Genomic DNA, 17,063 nt, shown 5'->3' with positions numbered 1-17,063 from the left:
CATGGACGCACACAAGACCATCCAGAGCGTCTTTCACATCCTGGGCATCCTGGTGATCCTGGGTTTCCTGAGTCTGCAGGCCGGCAGCTGCATGCTGCTGGTGGGCGCCATGAGCGCGGGCGACGAGAGCCCCAGCACCCACAAGACGGCCAAGGACAGCTTCGCCTTCGGCGACGAGAACGCCGCGGCCACCTTCCTGCGGGTGCCGGTGGCCGGGGTGATCAGCGCGGAGCCGGACGAGAACGTCATCGGCATCCGCAGGGCCTCGCTGCTCGAGTCGGTGCAGACGCTGATCGACTACGCGCGGGACACGCAGAGCATCGACGGCCTGCTGCTCGACATCGACTCCCCGGGCGGCGCGGTGGACCCCTCGGACGTGCTCTACCGCGAGCTGCGCCGCTTCCGCGAGGAGACGGGCAAGCCCGTGGTGGCGCGCATGAACGGCGTGGCGGCCAGCGGCGCGTTCTACATCGCCATGGGCGCGGACAAGATCCTCGCCCACCCGAGCTGCCTGACCGGGTCCATCGGCGTGATCATGCAGAGCTGGAACGGCGCCGGGCTGCTGGACCGCTTCGGCGTGGAGCTCGTCACGCTGACCAGCGGGCCGAACAAGGACCTGCTCAACCCCGGCAAGCCCGTGAGCGCGGAGCATCGCGAGATCCTGCAGGGGATCGTGGACGACGCCTACGTCTCCTTCGTGGACGCCGTGGCCACCGGCCGCGACCTGGACGCCGCGCGCGTGCGGGAGATCGCCGACGGGCGCATCTACACCGCGCGGCAGGCGCAGGAGCTGGGCCTCGTGGACGCCGTGGGCTACCAGCCGGAGCTGCTCGACATGCTGCGCGAGGTGGCGGACGCTGAAACGGTCGAGGTGGTCGACCACGCGGCCCCCACCCAGCTCTGGGATCTGCTGTCCAGCCTGGAGGGCGCGGTGCGCGGGGCGCGTCCCACGGCGGCCATCGAGCGCCGCCTGGACCAGCTCGCGCCGTCGCCCGGGCTCTACTACCTCTGGCCCGGCTTCTAGACGACGCGGCAGCGCAAAAGGCAACGGCCCTCCCGCCGGGGAGGGCCGTCTGCTTTCTCCGCAAGGCCTCGGTACCGCTCGCGCTACGCTGTCACTCCAAAGATGGACGCGGTCCGGGGCGCCGTCAAGCTGGCAGGCCTAGAAGTGGTAGACGCCGTGGATCGTGAGCTCGTTCGAATCGCTGACGATGTTGAAGCGGCCCTCGACGCAGATTTGCTCGTTGACGTGATAGCCGCCGCCGATCACCAGGCCGAAGTCGTTGTTGTTGTCGTCGTAGGAGCCGAACCCAAAGCCGTCAGGACCCGTGTAATCCGCGCTGAAATGCCCCATGTAGAGCCCGAGTCCACCAAGACCGTAGAGAGGGCTGTCGTACTGGAAGGTGTACTCGGCCAGCGCCACGATGGGAATTACGCGGTAGCTCCAGTCGTAGTCGCCGAAGCTCTTGCCGCCGAACTTGATGAAGCTCACCTCGCCGCGGAAGTTGAGCTGCTCGTTGTGGGGCACCAGCATGCCGATGCCGCCCCCGAAGCCGTTGCCGGCGGCGTCGCTCCAGTCGCCCGTGGGTAGGGCGAAGATGCCCTGGGCGTAGAAGGACTTCGCCTCCATGTCCAGCGCCAGGGCGCTGCCGGCGCTGAGGGCGAGGATGAGAAACACGAGCACGATCTTGCGCATGTGACGAGCCTCCGTGGGCTGGGGTTGGGATTGCCGAGGCGAGAGCCTAGCCCAGGCCCCCACGGATGGGAAAGCAAATGTTTGGCCAGGAGAGGCCGGCATGGGCGGTCAGCCCAGCACGCGGGCGAAGATCGCGTCCACGTTACGGAGTTGATGGTCCAGATCGAAGCAGGCGCGCACCCGCGCCTCGCCCAGGGCGGCCACGATCCCCTCGCTGGCCAGCGCGGCGTCCAGGAACTGCGCGTCGCTGTTCCAGATGCCGTGGGCGGCGCCCTGCACCAGCGCGTAGGCGTCCTCGCGGCTGAGTCCCGCCTCCGCCAGCGCCAGCAGCAGCACCTGGCTGAAGATCAGCCCCTGGGTGCGGTTCAGGTTGGCCATCATGTTCTCGGGGTAGACGAGCAGGCCGTCCACCACCGGCGTGAACTTGGCGAACATGTAGTCGAGCAGCAGGGTGGAGTCGGGGATGATCACGCGCTCCACGCTGGAGTGCGTGATGTCCCGCTCGTGCCAGAGCGCCACGTTCTCCAGCGCCGCCACCGCGTTGCCGCGCAGCACCCGCGCCAGGCCGCTCACCCGCTCGCTGGTGATGGGATTGCGCTTGTGCGGCATCGCGCTCGAGCCCTTCTGGCCCTTGGTGAAGGGCTCCTCCACCTCGAGGATGTCCGTGCGCTGCAGGTTTCGCAGCTCGGTGGCCATCTTGTCCAGGCTGCTCGCGATCACCGCCAGCGTGGTCATGTACTCCGCGTGGCGGTCCCGCTGCAGCACCTGGGTCGACACGGGCGCCGGCCTCAGCCCCAGCCGCGCGCAGACCTTCTCCTCCACCACCGGATCCAGGTGCGCGAAGGTGCCCACGGCGCCGGAGATCTGCCCCACGGAGATCGTGTCGATGGCCGCCGCCAGCCGCTTGCGATTGCGGCGCATCTCGTCCACCCAGAGCAGCAGCTTGATGCCGAAGGTGGTGGGCTCGGCGTGGATGCCGTGGCTGCGGCCGATGCAGGGGGTCCGCTTGAACTCCAGCGCGCGGCGCTCGAGCACGGCGAGGAGCGCGTCCACGTCCTCCATGAGGATCTCGCCGGCCTCCTTCATGGCCATGGCGAGTCCGGTGTCCAGCACGTCGCTGCTGGTCATCCCCAGGTGGACGTAGCGCGCCGGCTCGCCCACGTGCTCGGCGACGTTGGTGAGGAAGGCGATGACGTCGTGATTGGTGACGCGCTCGATCGCCTCGATGCGCTCGACCTCGAAGGCCGCCTTGGCGCGGATGGCCTTCGCGGCCTCCGCGGGAATGCGCCCCAGCTCGGCCTGGGCCTCGCAGGCCAGTATCTCGATCTCCAGCCAGCGGGCGAACTTGGCCTCTTCCGTCCAGATCGCGGCCATGCGCGGCCGGCTGTAGCGCTCGATCATGCGAGTCCTTTCGCGGGCGGCAGGGCGCTAGCCGCTGCCGGGCGGCGTGGCATCTTGGGGGACGTCGGCGTCCTTGTAGCTCTCCAGGGTCACGGTCAGGTCGAGCGACTTGCCCTCGCGGTAGACGGTGAGCTTCACCTTGTCGCCCACTTCGTAGCGGGCGAAGATGCGGTTGCCGTCCGCGAGGTTCGCCACGGCGGAGCCGCCGATGGCGGTGACCACGTCGCCGGGGCGCAGGCCCGCGTCCTCGGCCGGCCCGCCGCGGAAGACCGTGGTGACGAAGATCCCGCTCCGCACGTTCAGCCCGTAGTGCACCACGTGGAAGGGCTTCAGGTCCGTGCCCTCGAATCCCGCCCAGGTGTCGCGCACGCTGCCGAACTTCTCGAACTCGTTGAGGATCCACACGACCTTGTTGATGGGCCGCGCGAAACCGATGCCGAGGCTACCCCCGTCTTTGGTGAAGATCAGCGTGTTGATCCCCACCACCTTCCCCTGGCTGTCCACCAGCGGACCGCCGCTGTTGCCGGGGTTGATGGCCGCGTCGGTCTGGATCATGTCCGAGTAGAGGCCCTCGCCGCCGGCGCTGACCTCGCGGTGCAGGGCGCTCACCACGCCCACGGTGACGCTGGGGCGGATGTCGTTGAGCTGGAAGCCGAAGGGGCTGCCGATGGCGATGACCCACTCGCCGAGCAGCAGGTCGTCGCTGTCGCCGAGCTCGGCGTAGGGCAGCTGCAGGTCCTTGGGCAGCTGGAGCTGGAGCAGGGCGATGTCGTGCTTGGTGCTGGTGTCCAGCAGCTCGGCGGGGAAGCTGCGGCCGTCGCTGAGCGTGACGCGGATGCGCTTGGCGCCGTTCACCACGTGGTTGTTGGTGACCACGCGGCCGAAGGGGCTCACCAGCACGCCGCTGCCCTGGCCGGGCACCTCCTGCTCGTAGACCCGCGGGCGTCCGAAGAACTCGAAGTACTCGAAGATGCTGCGCGGCTGGGCGACGTACTTCTGCACCTGCGTCACCTGCACCGACACCACGGCCGGCGCCACCTTCTCCGTGGCCGTCACGATGGCGCTGCGGCGGCTGTCCTCGACGCCGTCCGCGCCCGCGGCCGCGCGGGCGAAGCCCTCGTCGCCCATCTCCAGACGGAGGCTGGCCAGCTGCTGCAGCAGCAGGTCCTGGGCCTCCCGGCGCAGCAGCGTCGGCGCCTTGACCACGAGGAAGAGCACCACCGCCAGCGCCGCGATGGACAGGCCCGTCAGCAGGCCCGTGAGCACCGGGACCCAGCGTCCGCCGCGCGCGCGGGGCCGTCCGCCGCCGTCCAGCAACTCAGCCCTCCTTCCGGGCCTGCCAGTCGGCCAGGAAGCGCTCGATGCCGCTGTCGGTGAGCGGGTGCTTGATCAGCTGCGCGATCACCTTGTAGGGGATCGTCGCCACGTCGGCGCCGAGGCGCGCGGCCTCCACCACGTGCATGGGGTGGCGCACGCTGGCCACCAGCACCTCGGTGGTGTAGCTGTAGTTCGTGTAGAGCTGGACGATGTCGGCGATCAGGTCCATGCCGTCCTGGCTGATGTCGTCCAATCGCCCCACGAAGGGGCTCACGTAGGTCGCGCCGGCCTTGGCCACCAGCAGCGCCTGGGTCATGGAGAAGCAGAGGGTGGCGTTGGTCTCGATGCCCTCGGCCTTGAAGGTCTTGATCGCCTTCAGGCCCTCGAGCGTGGTGGGCACCTTGACCACGATGTTGTCGGCGATGGTCATCAGCTCACGGCCCTCGCGCAGCATGCCCTCGGCGTCCAGCGCGATGACCTCCGCGCTCACGGGACCGGGCACGATGCTGCAGATCTCCGCGAGGATCTTCCGCGGATCGCCCTTCTCCTTGGCCATGAGGCTGGGGTTCGTGGTGACGCCGTCCAGCACGCCCATGGCCGCGGCCTGGCGGATCTCCTCGACGTTGGCGGTGTCGATGAAAAAGCGCATCCCCTCGTCCTCTCGTTGTTGGGGCGTTGCGGGCCGAAACGGCCGGCGCGGGCAGTATAGGCACGGAGCGCGGGTCCGTCCAGAGCCCGCGCCCCCCGCTCAGGGACCCGGCTCCCCCGCCGGGTCCAGGAAGCGCTCCGGGTACTCCACCGCCCGGAGGAAGAGCCCCTGGGGCGGCGCCGTCGGCCCGGCCAGCCGGCGGTCGCCGCTGGCCAGGATCTCGGCCACGCGCTCGGGCCGCCAGCGCCCGCGTCCGATCTCCACGAGGGTGCCCACCACGATGCGCACCATGTTGTGCAGGAAGCGATCGGCGCCGATCCGCAAACGGAGCTCGCCCGCCTCGGGTTCCCGGCCGTCGAGCGCGAGCTCGCGCAAGGCGCAGCGGCTGCCCTTGGCCGCGCCCTCGCGCGTGGAGAAGCCGCGGAAGTCCGTCCCTTCGCGCAGAAGCGCCAGCGCCTCCTCCATGGCCTCCACATCGAGCCGCCAGCCCAGCTCCCAGCGCAGCCGGCGCAGCGGCGCGCAGTGCCCGAGCCCCAGCCGGTAGACGTAGAAGCGCGCCGTGGCCGAGAAACGCGCGTTGAAGTCGGCCGGCGCCTCGTGCAGGCGAAGCGGCGTGACGTCCTCCGGCAGCAGACCCTGCAGGCTCCCCAGCAGACGCCGGGGAGATTGACCCGGACGGACACCTGTGGGAACAGTGAAACTCGCGCACTGCGCCAGCGCGTGCACGCCGGCGTCCGTGCGCCCCGCCCCCTGCACGGCCACCGGCTCGCGCGCCAGCACCGCCAGGGCCCGCTCGAGCTCGCCCTGCACCGTCCGGCGGCCCGGCTGGCGCTGCCAGCCGTGGAAGTCCGCGCCGTCGTAGGCCAGCACGAGGCGGTAGGTCGGCATCAGGCGCTCCCCCGCTGCATCCAGAGGAGGCCGAGCAGCGCGGCGGCGGCCAGCAGCGCCGGCAGGAACTCCACCGGGCGGGGACGCGGACGCGCCCGCCCCGCCCAGCGGTCGGGAAAGCGGCGCAGGGTGAGCGAGTCGGCCAGGGCGTCCCCGCGGGCCAGCAGATTGCGAAAGAGCGGCAGCAGCAGCGACGGCCAGTGCGCCGCGCGCCACCCGTGCCGGCCGCCGCGGGCGCGCCAGGCGCGCTCGAGCAGCCAGGCTTCACGCAGGGTCAGCGAGAGCCAGGACAGGGCCAGCAGCGGCGCGAGCCAGAGCCGCGCGAGCCGCGGCGACGCGGGCAGCCGCGCCATGAGGGCGGCCGGGTGGAGCCGCGTGAGCGTTAGCGCCGAGATGAGGATCCAGAGCGCGAGGCGCAGCGCGAGCTGCAGGCCCTGGCTCCAGCCGGCGGCGGCGAGGCGCCAGGGCCAGGGACCGTCGCCGAAGCCCCGCCAGTCCAGCGCGCGCAGCAGGGGCAGCAGGACGAGCAGCGGCAGGAAGCCGAGCAGCACGCGCAGCGCGTCCACGCGCGGACGGGGCAGCAGCAGGAGCGCCGCCAGCGCGACGCCGGCCGGCAGGAGCTGCGCCGGCGGTCCGGCCAGCGCGAGCGCGAGCGAGAGCAGCACGAAGCCCAGGAGCACGGGCCCTGGATGCGGCACCCGTGCCGGCAGCTCGGCGGGCAGGGGCGAGGGCGCGAAGGCGCTGCGCTTCATCGCGGGATCTCCGCGACGAGCCGGCGCAGCGCGTCCACCAGCCCGGTCCACGAGAAGCGCTCCCGCGCCGCGGCGAGGCCCGGGCCAAAACTCTCCGCGAGTGTGCCCGTTGTCATGCGCGCGAGCGCGGCGGCGAGGGCGTCCACGTCGTCCGGCGGGACGAGCAGGCCCGTCACGCCGTCCTCGATCTGCTCGGGCAGGCCGCCCACGCGCGTCGCGATGACCGGCCGCCCGCAGGCGAAGGCGATCTGCGCGATGCCGCTCTGCGTGGCGCTGCGATAGGGCTGCAGCACCACGTCCGCCGCCGCGAAGTAGTCGGCGACCTCCTCGTTGGCGACGTAGCGGTCGACGATCGTCACGCGGCCCTCCACGCCCAGCTCGCGGATCAGCGCGTCGGTCTGCTCGCGCGGCTCGTAGAACTCGCCCACGATCCAGAGCGTCGCCGCGGGCACGCGGGCCAGCGCGCGCAGCGCGAGGTCGAGGCCCTTGTAGGCGCGCACGTAGCCGAAGAAGAGGGCGACGCGCGCCTCGGCCGGCACGCCGAGGGCCGAGCGCGCCGCGGCGCGGCTGCGCGCGGGGCCGTCGTCGCTGAAGGCGCCGTAGTGCGGATGGGGATGCACGGCCAGCCGCGCGCCGGGCAGGAGCGCGCGGAGCACGGCGGCGTCGCTCTCGCTGTGGACCAGGAAGGCGTCCGCGCGCCCGAAGGCGTGCAGCGCGAGCGCCCGGTCCACGGCGCGGCGCTCGTGGGGCAGCACGTTGTGACAGAGCAACACGCGCCGGCAGGACGGCCGCCGCCGCCCGAGGCCCGCCAGCACGCCCCCCACGGCCGGCCCGAAGAAGGGCTGCCACCAGTGGACGACGAGCGCGTCGGGCACGCCGGCCGCCACCGCCGCGGCCGTGCGCCGCCAGCTCAGCGGATCGAGCGGGGCGAGCAGGCGCGGCGCGTCGGCGCCCGCGGTCAGGGGGCGGGCGCTCTCGTCGTACTGGGTGCGGCCGGGGAAGAGCAGCCGCGGGTAGAGGCGGCGATAGTTGTAGGCGGCCACGGCGTCGGCGCCGTCCGCGGCGAGACTGCGGGCCAGCAGCGCGCCGTAGTGCGCGATGCCGCCGCGGTAGGGATGCAGGGGTCCGACCAGCGCCCAGCGCATGGACGGCTAGCGCCCGCCCACGGCCATCTCCGCCACCCGCAGGGTGGGAGAGACGACCGCGCCCAGGCTGGGATCCAGATCGTTCGCGACGCCGTCCACCGCCCCCAGGATCGCGTCGAAGTCGCCGGCCACCGTGACTTCCCGCACGGGCTGGGCGATCTCGCCGTTCTCGATCCACAGGCCGGTGCAGCCCTGGGACCAGTGGCCGCTGGTGGGCTGGAAGCCGCCGCCCATCATGCCGGTCACGTAGAGGCCGCGCTCCGTCTCGCGGATCAGCTGCTCGGGGCTCTTCTCGCCGGGCTCGAGGTAGAGGTTGCTCGGCGCCACGCCGCCGCCCCAGACGCCGTGGCCGGTGGCGGGGCTGTCGAGGCGCCGCGCGCTCTCCAGGTCGGTGGCGAACTGCCGCAGCGTGCCGCGGTCCACGAAGGCCAGACGGCGGCAGGGCAGGCCCTCGCCGTCCCAGGGCCGGCTGCCGAGACCGCGGGGGCGCAGGGGATCGTCGACGAGGGTCAGGTGATCCGAGGCCACGCGCGAATCGAGGCGCTGGGACAGATAGCTGCGGCCGCGCCAGACGAGGTCGCCGCAGAGGCAGCGGAAGAGCATGCCCACGATCCTGGCGGCCATGCGGGGCTCGAAGATCACGGGGTAGCGTCCCGTGGGCGCGGCGCCGGCGTCCAGGCGGCGGAGCACGCGGCGGGCGGCCTCGGCGCCCAGGGTGGAGGGGTCGTCGAGATCGTCGAAGTGACGGCTCCGCTTCGCCCAGCCGTCGGTGACCCGCTCGCCGGCGGCGTCGCGCGCCACCGGCATCACCGAGAGCGAGAACTGGCTCGAGCGGAAGCGTCCCTCGAAGCCGTTGCTGGTGAGGTAGAGCAGCTCGCCGTCGCCGGCGGCGAAGCCGGCGCCCTGGCTGTTGTCGATGCGCGGGTCCGCGTCGAGGGCGGCCTGCTCGACCTCGCGCGCCAGCTGGATGCGCCGCGCCGTGTCGGGACCGCCGCTGGCGTCGTGCAGATCCAGCGCCGCGAGTTCGCTGGCATAGCGCTCGGGCTCGGGCAGCCGGTGGTGCTCGTCCGGCGCGCAGGCGCCGGCGAGGGCCACGGCCTCCGCCGCGAGGGCGTCGAGGTTCGCCGGATCGGGCTCGGTGACGGCCACCACGGCCTTCTTGCGGTCCTTGTAGACGCGCAGCAGCAGGCTGCGGCTCGTGGCCTCCTTGAGCACCTCCAGCTCGCCCAGCCGCAGCTGTGCGGTGAATTCGCGCCCCCACTCGAGACGCAGGTCCGCCTCGTCCGCGCCCGCGCGCCGCGCGGCCGCGAGGGCCCGCAGGGCGATGTCGCGCTCTTCCATCCGCTGCCCGCTCATGCGCCACCTCCCGTGGCGGTGCCGCCCACCGTGATGCTGTCGATCTTGAGGTGCGGCAGCCCCACGTTCACGGGCACGCTCTGTCCCCGCTTGCCGCAGGTCCACATGCCCGGCGAGAGGGCGAAGTCGTCGGCCACCATGGACACGCGCCCCATCACCTCCGGCCCGTTGCCGATGAGCGTGGCGCCCTTGACCGCCGGGCCGATCTCGCCGTTCACGATGAGGTAGCCCTCGGTCACGTCGAAGACGAAGTCCCCGCGCGCGATGTCCACCTGCCCCCCGCTGAACTGCCGCGCGTAGAGCCCCTGGGGCGTGGCGGCGAGGATGTCCTCCAGGCTGCTCTCGCCCGCGCGCAGGTAGGTGTTGGTCATGCGCGGCATGGGATGGTAGCGGAAGGACTCGCGCCGGCCGTTGCCCGTGGGCGCCACACCCATCTCGCGCGCGCTGAGCCGGTCGTGGAGATAGCCCACGAGCACGCCGTTCTCGATGAGCACGGTGGGCTCGCTGAGCGAGCCCTCGTCGTCCACGTTGATGGCCCCGCGGTCGCCGGCGAGGGTGGGGTCGTCCACCACCGTGCAGAGCTCGCTCGCCACGCGCTCGCCCACGCGGCCCGAGAACTTGGACGTGCCCTTGCGGTTGAAGTCGGCCTCCAGGCCGTGCCCGACCGCCTCGTGGAGCAGGATGCCGCTGGCCGCCGGGCCCAGGACCACCGGCATGGGGCCCGCGGGGGCCTCGCCGGCGTCCAGCGCCAGCAGCGCCAGGCGACGCGCCTCGGCCGCCACGCCGGCCGCGGGCGTCCGCTCGAAGAACTCCAGGCCGGCCCGGCCCCCCACGCTCGCGTTGCCACTCTCGCGGCGGCCGTTCCGGGCGGCGAGCACGCTGCAGCTCAGGCGCAGCAGCGGCTGACGGTCGCGCGCGAGCACGCCGTCCGAGGTGGCCACGAGGAGGTCCCGCAGGCTCTCGCTGTAGCTGGCCTGGATGCGCTCCACCTCGCCGCCCGCGGCCTCCTCCTCCAGCGCGCGCAGCAGGCCGATCCGCGTCTCGAGGGTCTCCTCGTCCAGCGCGCGGCGCAGGGGATAGCGATCGGGCAGGGACAGCGGCGCGAGGGCGGCGGGCGGCGGCGCGGGCGCGCCCGCCGCGATGTGCGCGGCCGTCTGCGCCGTCTCCAGGAGGGCCCGCTCCGACCAGTCCTCGCTGTAGGCGTAGCCCGTCTGCGTGCCGGCGAGCACGCGGATGCCCACGCCCCCGCCCACGCTCAGCCGCGCCTCGCGCACGCGGCCTTCCTCCCAGCGCAGCACACGGTGCTGCTCCCGCTCGGCGAAGACGTCGGCGTAGTCGCCGCCGCGCGACAGCGCGCGCTCCAGCAGGCGGCGCAGCAGGTCCGCGCCCAGGGCGTCGATGGGGTTCACGGGGGTGCGGGCGTCGTGCATGGTGCTCCCTCGGGTGACGGACACGGGCGCAGGCCGAAGCTACGCCGATGCGCGGGCGACGTCAAACGCCGAGCTGCGCGCGCAGATCGGCCAGCGCGCGGCGGTGCGCGTCCCAGGCCAGCGGCGGCGGCGCGTCCAGGGGGTGCCAGGCCACGGCGTCGGCGTCGTCGCCGGCCACGGGCTCGCCGCCCGCGTGGTCGGCACGGTAGACCACCAGCAGCGCGTTGTGCCGCGGGTCGTCGTAGGCGGAGTAGACGCCCACCAGCGGCCCCAGCGCCGCCGCGAGACCGGTCTCCTCGGCGAGCTCGCGCAGGGCGCAGGCGGCGATGTCCTCCTCCCACTCCTGGAAGCCGCTCGGCAGGGACCAGAGCCCGGCGTGCGGTTCGTGGGCGCGGCGCACCCAGAGCAGGTCGCGGCCGCGCAGCAGCATCACCGCCGCCGCGGGCACCGGATTCGCCCAGTCCACGGCGCCGCAGGCGCAGGCGGGCCGCGGGCGCCCGCCCAGCTCCTGCAGCGTCAGCGCTGCGCCGCAGCGCGGACAGAAGCGCCAGCCGCTCACGCGCCGCCCCTGCCGGAGGCCGGCGCGCTGCGCAGCCGGTAGACGCCCTTCTCGCGCTGCATCCACTTGCCCATCACCAGCTCGCGCCGCCAGAAGCAGTAGTCGGAATGGAAGCGCTCGATGAGCGCGTTCACCTCGGGCTCCGGGTAGTCGCGCCCCGCCTCGAACTTGGCGGCCAGCCAGTCGAGGATGACCACGCGCTTCTTGCGCTGGGCCGGGATCGCCGTGATGCGCCCGCGCGAGAGGAAGGTGTCCAGCACCTTGCGCGCGTAGGCGTCCTCGGGAAAGGGCCCCGCCCCGGCGCGGAGGTTGTCCAGGCGCAGCAGCTCGCGGCTCGCCTCGCGCAGGCGCTTCTCCTCGAGCCAGTAGACGCGGTACTGCTGGTCGCTCTTCACGCCGATGAGCCCCGCCCGCCGCAGCCGCGCGAGATGGTGGCTCACGGTGGCGGGGGTCAGCTCCAGCGCGCCGGCGATCTCCTCCACCACCGCCGGGCGGCTGGCGAGCAGACCGAGGATGCGCAGGCGCTGCTCGTTGGCCAGCGCCTTGAAGAAGTCCATGCTGCGCTCCAGCGCCTCGCCGAGGGCGGGACTCGCGGTGGACGGCGTCTGCGGTGTCGACGGGCTCATGTGCGCCCTCCTTTTCATTTCGATGTCCGTGATAATATCAAGACGTCCCGCCGCGCGCAAGGGCGTCGTCCGCGCCTGGCCGCGGGACCTCGCGGCGAAGAATCGAATTGCGCCCCCGCGGCGTCTCGAACATCATTCAGCGTTCGCACTGGCACTACCCCTGCACGAAAGGCCACGCATGCGGCGCGCGATCCTGCTGGTCGGCCTGCTGAGTCTCGTCTCGCGGCCGGCCGCCGCACAGCCCCCCGATCACGGACTCGCCGGCAACGACGCCATCCTGCCCTCCAGCGGAGTGGCGGTTCAGGATGGCCTGCTGAGTCTCTATGCGAACCCCGCCGGCCTGGCGCTGCGCCCCGGCGAGTTCGGGCTGCTGTACTCCCTGGGCCTGCACGCCGGCACCGACGTGGACGCCCTCGGCCCGCAGTTCGAGACGCGCTTCACCGGCGACTGGAGCGCGGTGGCCGGCGGCCGGCTGGCCTTCGGCGTCGATCATCGCGACCTGCCCGCCGGCTACGCCTACAGCCCCGACGGCGCCACGGTCACCGACAGGCCGAGCAATCGCTACAGCCTCGGCCTCGCGCAGGGCTTCGAGTTCCCCCGCTTCGAGCTGCAGCTCGGCCTGGGCGCGGCCTACCGCTGGACGCGCAGCGACGCCTACGCCCTCGACGGCCTGTCCACCTGGGATCTCGGCGCGATGCTGCGCTGGCAGCGCTGGTTCTCCGTGGGCCTCTCCGCGCGGAACGTCGACCGGCCCCGCCTGCGCGGCCTCGAGCCCGGGGACAGCGGCTCCGTGGCGCCGAGCTACGTCTTCGGGCTGGGCTTGAGGCCGCGGCGCGACGGGATCAGCTTCAGCGTGGACGTCGCCCAGCGCGAGGTCGCGGACCGCTGGGAGTACACCAACACCGTGGGCGTCGACATGGACCTGGGCGGCCGCAGCCACCTGCGCTTCGACTGGAGCGACGACAGCCGCTTCGCCCTCGCCTTCAGCGTGGCCCTGGGACCCGGCCGCGCCGGCCTCGCCGTCGCCAACCGCTACGGCGAGAGCGAGGGCACGCGGCGCGGTTCGCTGGGTCTCGAGCTCAGCAACCGCGACTTCGCCCGGCCGCTCCTGCCCCGGCGGCACTTCCTCGACCTCACGCTCGCCGGGGCTCCGTCCGAGCGCGGCTCGACGCAGGACCCGCTGGACGGCACGGAAGCCATGCTGGACGCCCTCGCCCAGGCCCGCGAGGCGCGCGATCTCGCCGGCGTGCTGCTGCGCCTCCGGCAGCCCGCGCTGACACTGACCCAGCGCGAGGACCTGCACCGCGCGCTGCTGGACTTCCGCCGCCTCACCGGCCTCCCCGTGGTGGTCTACGCCCACGAGTACTCGGCCGAGGACTACTACCTGGCCAGCGCCGCGAGCGACATCCTGCTGGACGCCGACGGCCTGCTGCGCTTCGACGGCCTGGCGAGCGCCCCACCCGGGCGCGGCCCCACGGACACGGCCGCCCTGCCGGCCGCGCTCGTCTCCCTCGCCCCGCGGAACAGCGCGCCAGCGCGCCTGAGTGGGGTGTCCCTCTCCCCCGACGCCCACGCCGCCGACAGCACGCTCGCCGAGAGCTTCCTGCTCACCGTCGCGCGCGGCGTGGCCGAGGGCCGGCGGCTGCCCGTGGAGGACGTCCCCGACCTGCTCTCCCGCGGCCTTCTCAGCCCGGACGCCGCGCTGAGCCGTTCGCTCGTGGACGCGCTCGTGCCCCCGGACTCGCTCGGCGAGTGGCTGGACGCGGCGAAGTCCCAGCGGCGGCTACTGGACTGGCGCCGGTTCGCGCGTCGCGACTACGCGCGGCGGCGCTGGGGCCTGGATCCGGCGTTCGCGGTCATCCACGTGGACGGCCTGCTCGTCGAGGGCGAGGACGGCCTCGGCCTCTTCGGGCCCGAGACCGGCAGCGAGGCCCTCGCGCGCCGCCTCGCCGCCGCGCGACGGGACCCGCGCATCCGCGGCGTCCTGCTGCGCGTGAACAGCGGCGGCGGCAGCGCGCTGGCCGCGGAGAGCATGCGGCTCGAGCTGCGTCGCACGCGACGCGTCAAGCCGGTGGTGGTGAGCATGGGCGGCGCCGGCGCCGGCGGCGCCTACCTGCTCAGCCTCGATGCCGATCGCATCCTCGCCAGCCGCAGCACCGTGACGGCCGGCATCGGCCTCTGGGGCGGCCGCCTCGACAGCGCGGCGCTCGCCGACCGGCTGGGCCTTCCGCTCACGCCGCGGCTCGCGCCCGACGGCCGCGCCGCCCTCGGCCTCACGCCGGGTCCGCCCGCCCTGGAGACCCGCGAGCGCGAACAGCTCGAGGACGAGCTGGCGCGGCGCTACCAGGACTTCGTGGCCGTCGCGGCCGAACGGCGCTACATCAGCGAGCCCGAGGTGGACCTCATGGGCAGGGGGCGTCCCTGGAGCGGCGCCGACGCGCTGCAGAACGGCTTCGTCGACGAGATCGGCGGCAAGCACGCGGCGCTTGCCGCGCTGCGCCGGCTCGCGCGGGTCGCGCCGGGCCAGGAGATCCGCCTGCAGCCCATGCCCGCGCCGCCGGCCCGGCCCGGCCTCTGGCGCCGGCTCCTGCGGCGCGAGCGGCAGCGGGCGACCGGGCCCGGGCTGCTGCCCGCCCAGGGCGAGAGCCTCGCCGCCTGGACGCTGCGCGTGGACCCCTTCCCCGACGCGGCCGTCCTCTCCCTCGACGCCAGCGGCCTCGCGGCCGTTAGCCGGGCGCCGCTGCGGTGATCTGGCAGCGACGTCAACTGCGCGTCGGACCCGCCCTCGCCGACTTCCTCGAGGAGCGTCTGCTGATCGCGGGCTGGGAGAGCCTCAGCGTCGAGCGCGAGCCGGGCGCCGCGGAGGCGCTGCTCTCGATCTACGCGGAGACGGCCGACGCCCTGCCCGGTCCCGAGCAGCTCTCGCGCTGGCTGGCCGAGGCCCTCGACGCGGGCCTCGCCGAGGCGGGCGCGCCCTTGCGCTGGGAGGAGGGCAGCGTCGCGGAGGAGGACTGGGACGCCGCCTTCCGCGCGCACTTCTCGCGGCGCACGGTGGCGCCGGGGGTGGAGATCCTGCCGAGCTGGGAGCGTGACGCCAGGCCGCCGGCCCCGGTCGCCCCCGGAGCGCCGCTGGGGCTCGTGATCGAGCCGGGACAGGCCTTCGGCACGGGCGAGCATCCCACCACCGGGCTCTGCCTCGAACTGCTGCGCGAGTGGATGGCCGCCCGCGGCCACGCCGCGCCGCGCGCGCTCGACGTGGGCAGCGGCACCGGCGTGCTCTCCATCGCCGCGCGGCTCTGGGGCGCGGGCGCCTGCCGCGGCTACGACGTGGACGGCGCCTGCATCGTCAACAGCTACCTCAACGCCGACCTGAACGGGCTGGCCGGCGCGCTGGACTTCGTCTGGGGCGAGCCGGCGGGGCTCGAGGCCGGCGCGTGGGAGCTGCTGCTCTGCAACCTCTTCCTCGCGCCCATCCTGCGCCTCTTGCCGCGGCTGGATGCCGCGCTGGCCCCGGGCGCCGGCGCCCTGCTCTCGGGCTTTCTCGTCGAGCAGGCGCCGCGCATCGCCGAGGCCGCCGCCGCCCGCGGCTGGCGCCTGGAGGCCGAGCGCGAGCGGGACGGCTGGGTGGCCCAGCGCTGGGCCAAGCCCGGCCTCTGAGCCCCGCTGTCCGCATTCGAGGACGCGCTGTGCTCCAGGCGAGGCAGTTCGGCAGTCGCAGGCCGCGGTGGCCCGAGCGCGTCGGGTCCAGAAAACCCTTACCAGGGGCCAGATTGCGCGATTTGCACGCCGTGCGGGCGATTGGCATCCGTCTTGATTAGACAGGGGCAGCAGGGGTAATCCGGGAAAGTAGCCTTCGATCGCTTGGGGCTACTTTCCCTTTTTTATGGCCCCCCGTTCGGCCTCCAGCCGGACGTTGACCCCCGCCCGCTCTCCCCCTAAGTTCCCCGAGGCGCCGCGCGTCGCGGTCGCCTGCCCAGCGAATCGGGGAGTCGCCATGCCGCGCCGTCCGCATCCGCGCGCTCTCGCGCCAGCTCTGCTCGCCCTGCTGCTGCTCGCGGCCGTGGCGCCCAGCGTCCTCGGCGCGGCGGCCGCCGCGCGGAACACCCGCGTCGCGACGATCCTCGTCCGCGGCCTGCAGCGCGTCGACCGCGAGCGCCTGCTCGCCGATCTCGAGCTGAGCGAGGGCGGCCCCTACGCGCCGGGCCTGGAGCAGCGCGTGGAGCGACGCGCCACGGACCTGCCCTACCTGCGCAGCCTGCAGGTGGAGAGCCGGCCGGGAACCCAGGGCGTGCACCTCCTGCTGAAGGTGCGCGAGGCCCGGGTCTTCCGCGTCGCGCCCACGGTGTTCACGCTGGACGACGGCGATCTCGACGGCGGCCTCCGCCTCACCGGCATCGCCCCGCTCGGACGCGGCGAGAGCTGGGAGGGGCTCGTGTTCGTGGGCTCGTTCACCGAGGCGAGCCTCCGGATGGACGGCCTGCGCCTCGGCGCGCGACTGCCCCGTCTCCACCTCGAGTTCGGCGTGAGCGACTACGACGACCCCTTCCGCCTGAGCCAGGTCACGCGCTGGTGGAGCCTCGCGGGGCCGGGTTTCCGCCTGCCCGGCGGAGCGGGCCTCGTGCTGCTCGGCGGCTGGGAGCGCATGGACAGCGCCCCGCCCGTCGGCCGCGATCCGGACGGCAGCGAGGCCCACGGCCTCTTTCGTCTCGCGCTGGAGCAGCCCCTGCCCGGCCCCGAACTTGCTCTTTCCATCGAGGCCGAGTTGCGGTCCCCGACGGACGAACGCGGCTACGCCCACGGCGTGGCCGCCCTGAGCGGCGAGGGCCAGCTCGGCCGCTGGGTCCTGCAGGGCCGTGTCGCCGGCGGCATGGCGCAGCACCGGAGTCCCGTCAGCGAGATCTACTTCATGGACGCCTGGCGCTGGCTCCACCTGCCCGAACGCGGCAAGCTGCCGGCGCGCGAGTTCCAGTTCGCACGCTTCAGGGCCGATCTGCCGCTGCTGGGCCTGCCCGTCCGCCTGCGTCGCGGCGCGCCGCCCGAGACGGTGCGGCTCGGGCCCTATGTTCTGCTGGAAGCCGCGCGCTTCCGGGAGTATCGTCGGGCGGGCGCGGACGGCGCCGGCGACTGGGGTTTGGGACTGGGTGCGCTGCTGCCCGGGCGGCCTGGCCTGAGGGCCTCGCTGGGTGTTCAATGGAGTGACGCGGGCGAGCCCCGCACCCTGTTTTTGCTGGAGGAACGCTGATC

The 17,063-nt window shown here is 73.4% G+C and carries 15 protein-coding genes; 4 read left to right on the top strand and 11 right to left on the bottom strand.

The genetic code is table 11. From position 1 onward, the window contains the following. Position 1 precedes the first annotated feature (1 nt). Positions 2-1,024, top strand: coding sequence for a signal peptide peptidase SppA (gene sppA / locus H6693_00570; GenBank protein MCB9514671.1), 1,023 nt, complete (start codon positions 2-4; stop codon positions 1,022-1,024). Positions 1,025-1,162: 138 nt separating this feature from the next. On the opposite strand, the gene H6693_00565 is transcribed toward sppA, so the two are convergent. The 11 genes from H6693_00565 to H6693_00515 form a co-directional block, all read right to left on the bottom strand. Beyond that, complete coding sequence (locus H6693_00565; protein MCB9514670.1) at positions 1,163-1,696, bottom strand: outer membrane beta-barrel protein; 534 nt, start codon at positions 1,694-1,696, stop codon at positions 1,163-1,165. 108 nt (positions 1,697-1,804) lie between these two features. Further along, positions 1,805-3,097, bottom strand: a complete 1,293-nt coding sequence (locus H6693_00560) for an adenylosuccinate lyase (protein ID MCB9514669.1) — start codon at positions 3,095-3,097, stop codon at positions 1,805-1,807. A 27-nt stretch (positions 3,098-3,124) separates the two neighbouring features. After that, the gene (locus tag H6693_00555; protein ID MCB9514668.1) at positions 3,125-4,414 is read right to left on the bottom strand and encodes a trypsin-like peptidase domain-containing protein; all 1,290 of its coding nucleotides are present in this window, start codon (positions 4,412-4,414) and stop codon (positions 3,125-3,127) included. 1 nt (position 4,415) lies between these two features. After that, complete coding sequence (gene fsa / locus H6693_00550; GenBank protein MCB9514667.1) at positions 4,416-5,063, bottom strand: fructose-6-phosphate aldolase; 648 nt, start codon at positions 5,061-5,063, stop codon at positions 4,416-4,418. A gap of 99 nt (positions 5,064-5,162) precedes the next feature. Then, positions 5,163-5,951 carry a tRNA pseudouridine(38-40) synthase TruA gene (gene truA, locus H6693_00545; protein ID MCB9514666.1) on the bottom strand — a complete coding sequence of 263 codons (789 nt, stop codon included), beginning with the start codon at positions 5,949-5,951 and terminating at the stop codon, positions 5,163-5,165. Beyond that, entirely contained in the window at positions 5,951-6,703 is a 753-nt protein-coding gene (locus H6693_00540) for a hypothetical protein (GenBank protein ID MCB9514665.1), read from the bottom strand. Before H6693_00540 ends, truA begins: the two co-directional genes overlap by 1 nt. Continuing rightward, the gene (locus H6693_00535; GenBank protein ID MCB9514664.1) at positions 6,700-7,848 is read right to left on the bottom strand and encodes a glycosyltransferase; all 1,149 of its coding nucleotides are present in this window, start codon (positions 7,846-7,848) and stop codon (positions 6,700-6,702) included. The genes H6693_00540 and H6693_00535 overlap by 4 nt, the downstream gene beginning before the upstream one ends. A gap of 6 nt (positions 7,849-7,854) precedes the next feature. Next, positions 7,855-9,204, bottom strand: coding sequence for a TldD/PmbA family protein (locus H6693_00530; protein MCB9514663.1), 1,350 nt, complete (start codon positions 9,202-9,204; stop codon positions 7,855-7,857). After that, positions 9,201-10,634, bottom strand: coding sequence for a metalloprotease TldD (gene tldD / locus H6693_00525; protein ID MCB9514662.1), 1,434 nt, complete (start codon positions 10,632-10,634; stop codon positions 9,201-9,203). Before tldD ends, H6693_00530 begins: the two co-directional genes overlap by 4 nt. A 61-nt stretch (positions 10,635-10,695) precedes the next feature. After that, a complete protein-coding gene (locus H6693_00520) occupies positions 10,696-11,193 on the bottom strand; it encodes an NUDIX domain-containing protein (GenBank protein MCB9514661.1) in 498 nt (165 codons plus the stop codon). Continuing rightward, complete coding sequence (locus H6693_00515) at positions 11,190-11,819, bottom strand: metalloregulator ArsR/SmtB family transcription factor (GenBank protein MCB9514660.1); 630 nt, start codon at positions 11,817-11,819, stop codon at positions 11,190-11,192. Before H6693_00515 ends, H6693_00520 begins: the two co-directional genes overlap by 4 nt. Positions 11,820-11,997: 178 nt before the next feature. On the opposite strand from H6693_00515, the gene H6693_00510 reads away from it, so the two are divergent. From H6693_00510 to H6693_00500, 3 genes are all read left to right on the top strand, one after another. Then, complete coding sequence (locus tag H6693_00510) at positions 11,998-14,568, top strand: S49 family peptidase (protein ID MCB9514659.1); 2,571 nt, start codon at positions 11,998-12,000, stop codon at positions 14,566-14,568. Further along, a complete protein-coding gene (locus tag H6693_00505) occupies positions 14,565-15,476 on the top strand; it encodes a 50S ribosomal protein L11 methyltransferase (GenBank protein ID MCB9514658.1) in 912 nt (303 codons plus the stop codon). The genes H6693_00510 and H6693_00505 overlap by 4 nt, the downstream gene beginning before the upstream one ends. Positions 15,477-15,813: 337 nt before the next feature. Then, on the top strand, positions 15,814-17,061 hold the full coding sequence (locus H6693_00500; protein ID MCB9514657.1) for a hypothetical protein: 1,248 nt from the start codon (positions 15,814-15,816) through the stop codon (positions 17,059-17,061). Positions 17,062-17,063 lie beyond the last annotated feature (2 nt).

The sequence above is a fragment of the Candidatus Latescibacterota bacterium genome, from assembly GCA_020633725.1.
In the GTDB taxonomy this organism is placed as follows: Bacteria; Krumholzibacteriota; Krumholzibacteriia; order JACNKJ01; family JACNKJ01; genus VGXI01.
This window is presented reverse-complemented; position numbering and strand designations above follow the sequence as displayed.

Excerpts from the sequence above, each read along its gene's own strand:
- sppA (MCB9514671.1), top strand. The coding sequence starts at position 2 with ATGGACGCACACAAGACCATCCAGAGCGTCTTTCACATCCTGGGCATC.
- H6693_00565 (MCB9514670.1), bottom strand. The coding sequence starts at position 1,696 with ATGCGCAAGATCGTGCTCGTGTTTCTCATCCTCGCCCTCAGCGCCGGC.
- H6693_00560 (MCB9514669.1), bottom strand. The coding sequence starts at position 3,097 with ATGATCGAGCGCTACAGCCGGCCGCGCATGGCCGCGATCTGGACGGAA.
- fsa (MCB9514667.1), bottom strand. The coding sequence starts at position 5,063 with ATGCGCTTTTTCATCGACACCGCCAACGTCGAGGAGATCCGCCAGGCC.
- truA (MCB9514666.1), bottom strand. The coding sequence starts at position 5,951 with ATGCCGACCTACCGCCTCGTGCTGGCCTACGACGGCGCGGACTTCCAC.
- H6693_00540 (MCB9514665.1), bottom strand. The coding sequence starts at position 6,703 with ATGAAGCGCAGCGCCTTCGCGCCCTCGCCCCTGCCCGCCGAGCTGCCG.
- H6693_00535 (MCB9514664.1), bottom strand. The coding sequence starts at position 7,848 with ATGCGCTGGGCGCTGGTCGGACCCCTGCATCCCTACCGCGGCGGCATC.
- H6693_00530 (MCB9514663.1), bottom strand. The coding sequence starts at position 9,204 with ATGAGCGGGCAGCGGATGGAAGAGCGCGACATCGCCCTGCGGGCCCTC.
- tldD (MCB9514662.1), bottom strand. The coding sequence starts at position 10,634 with ATGCACGACGCCCGCACCCCCGTGAACCCCATCGACGCCCTGGGCGCG.
- H6693_00515 (MCB9514660.1), bottom strand. The coding sequence starts at position 11,819 with ATGAGCCCGTCGACACCGCAGACGCCGTCCACCGCGAGTCCCGCCCTC.
- H6693_00510 (MCB9514659.1), top strand. The coding sequence starts at position 11,998 with ATGCGGCGCGCGATCCTGCTGGTCGGCCTGCTGAGTCTCGTCTCGCGG.
- H6693_00500 (MCB9514657.1), top strand. The coding sequence starts at position 15,814 with ATGCCGCGCCGTCCGCATCCGCGCGCTCTCGCGCCAGCTCTGCTCGCC.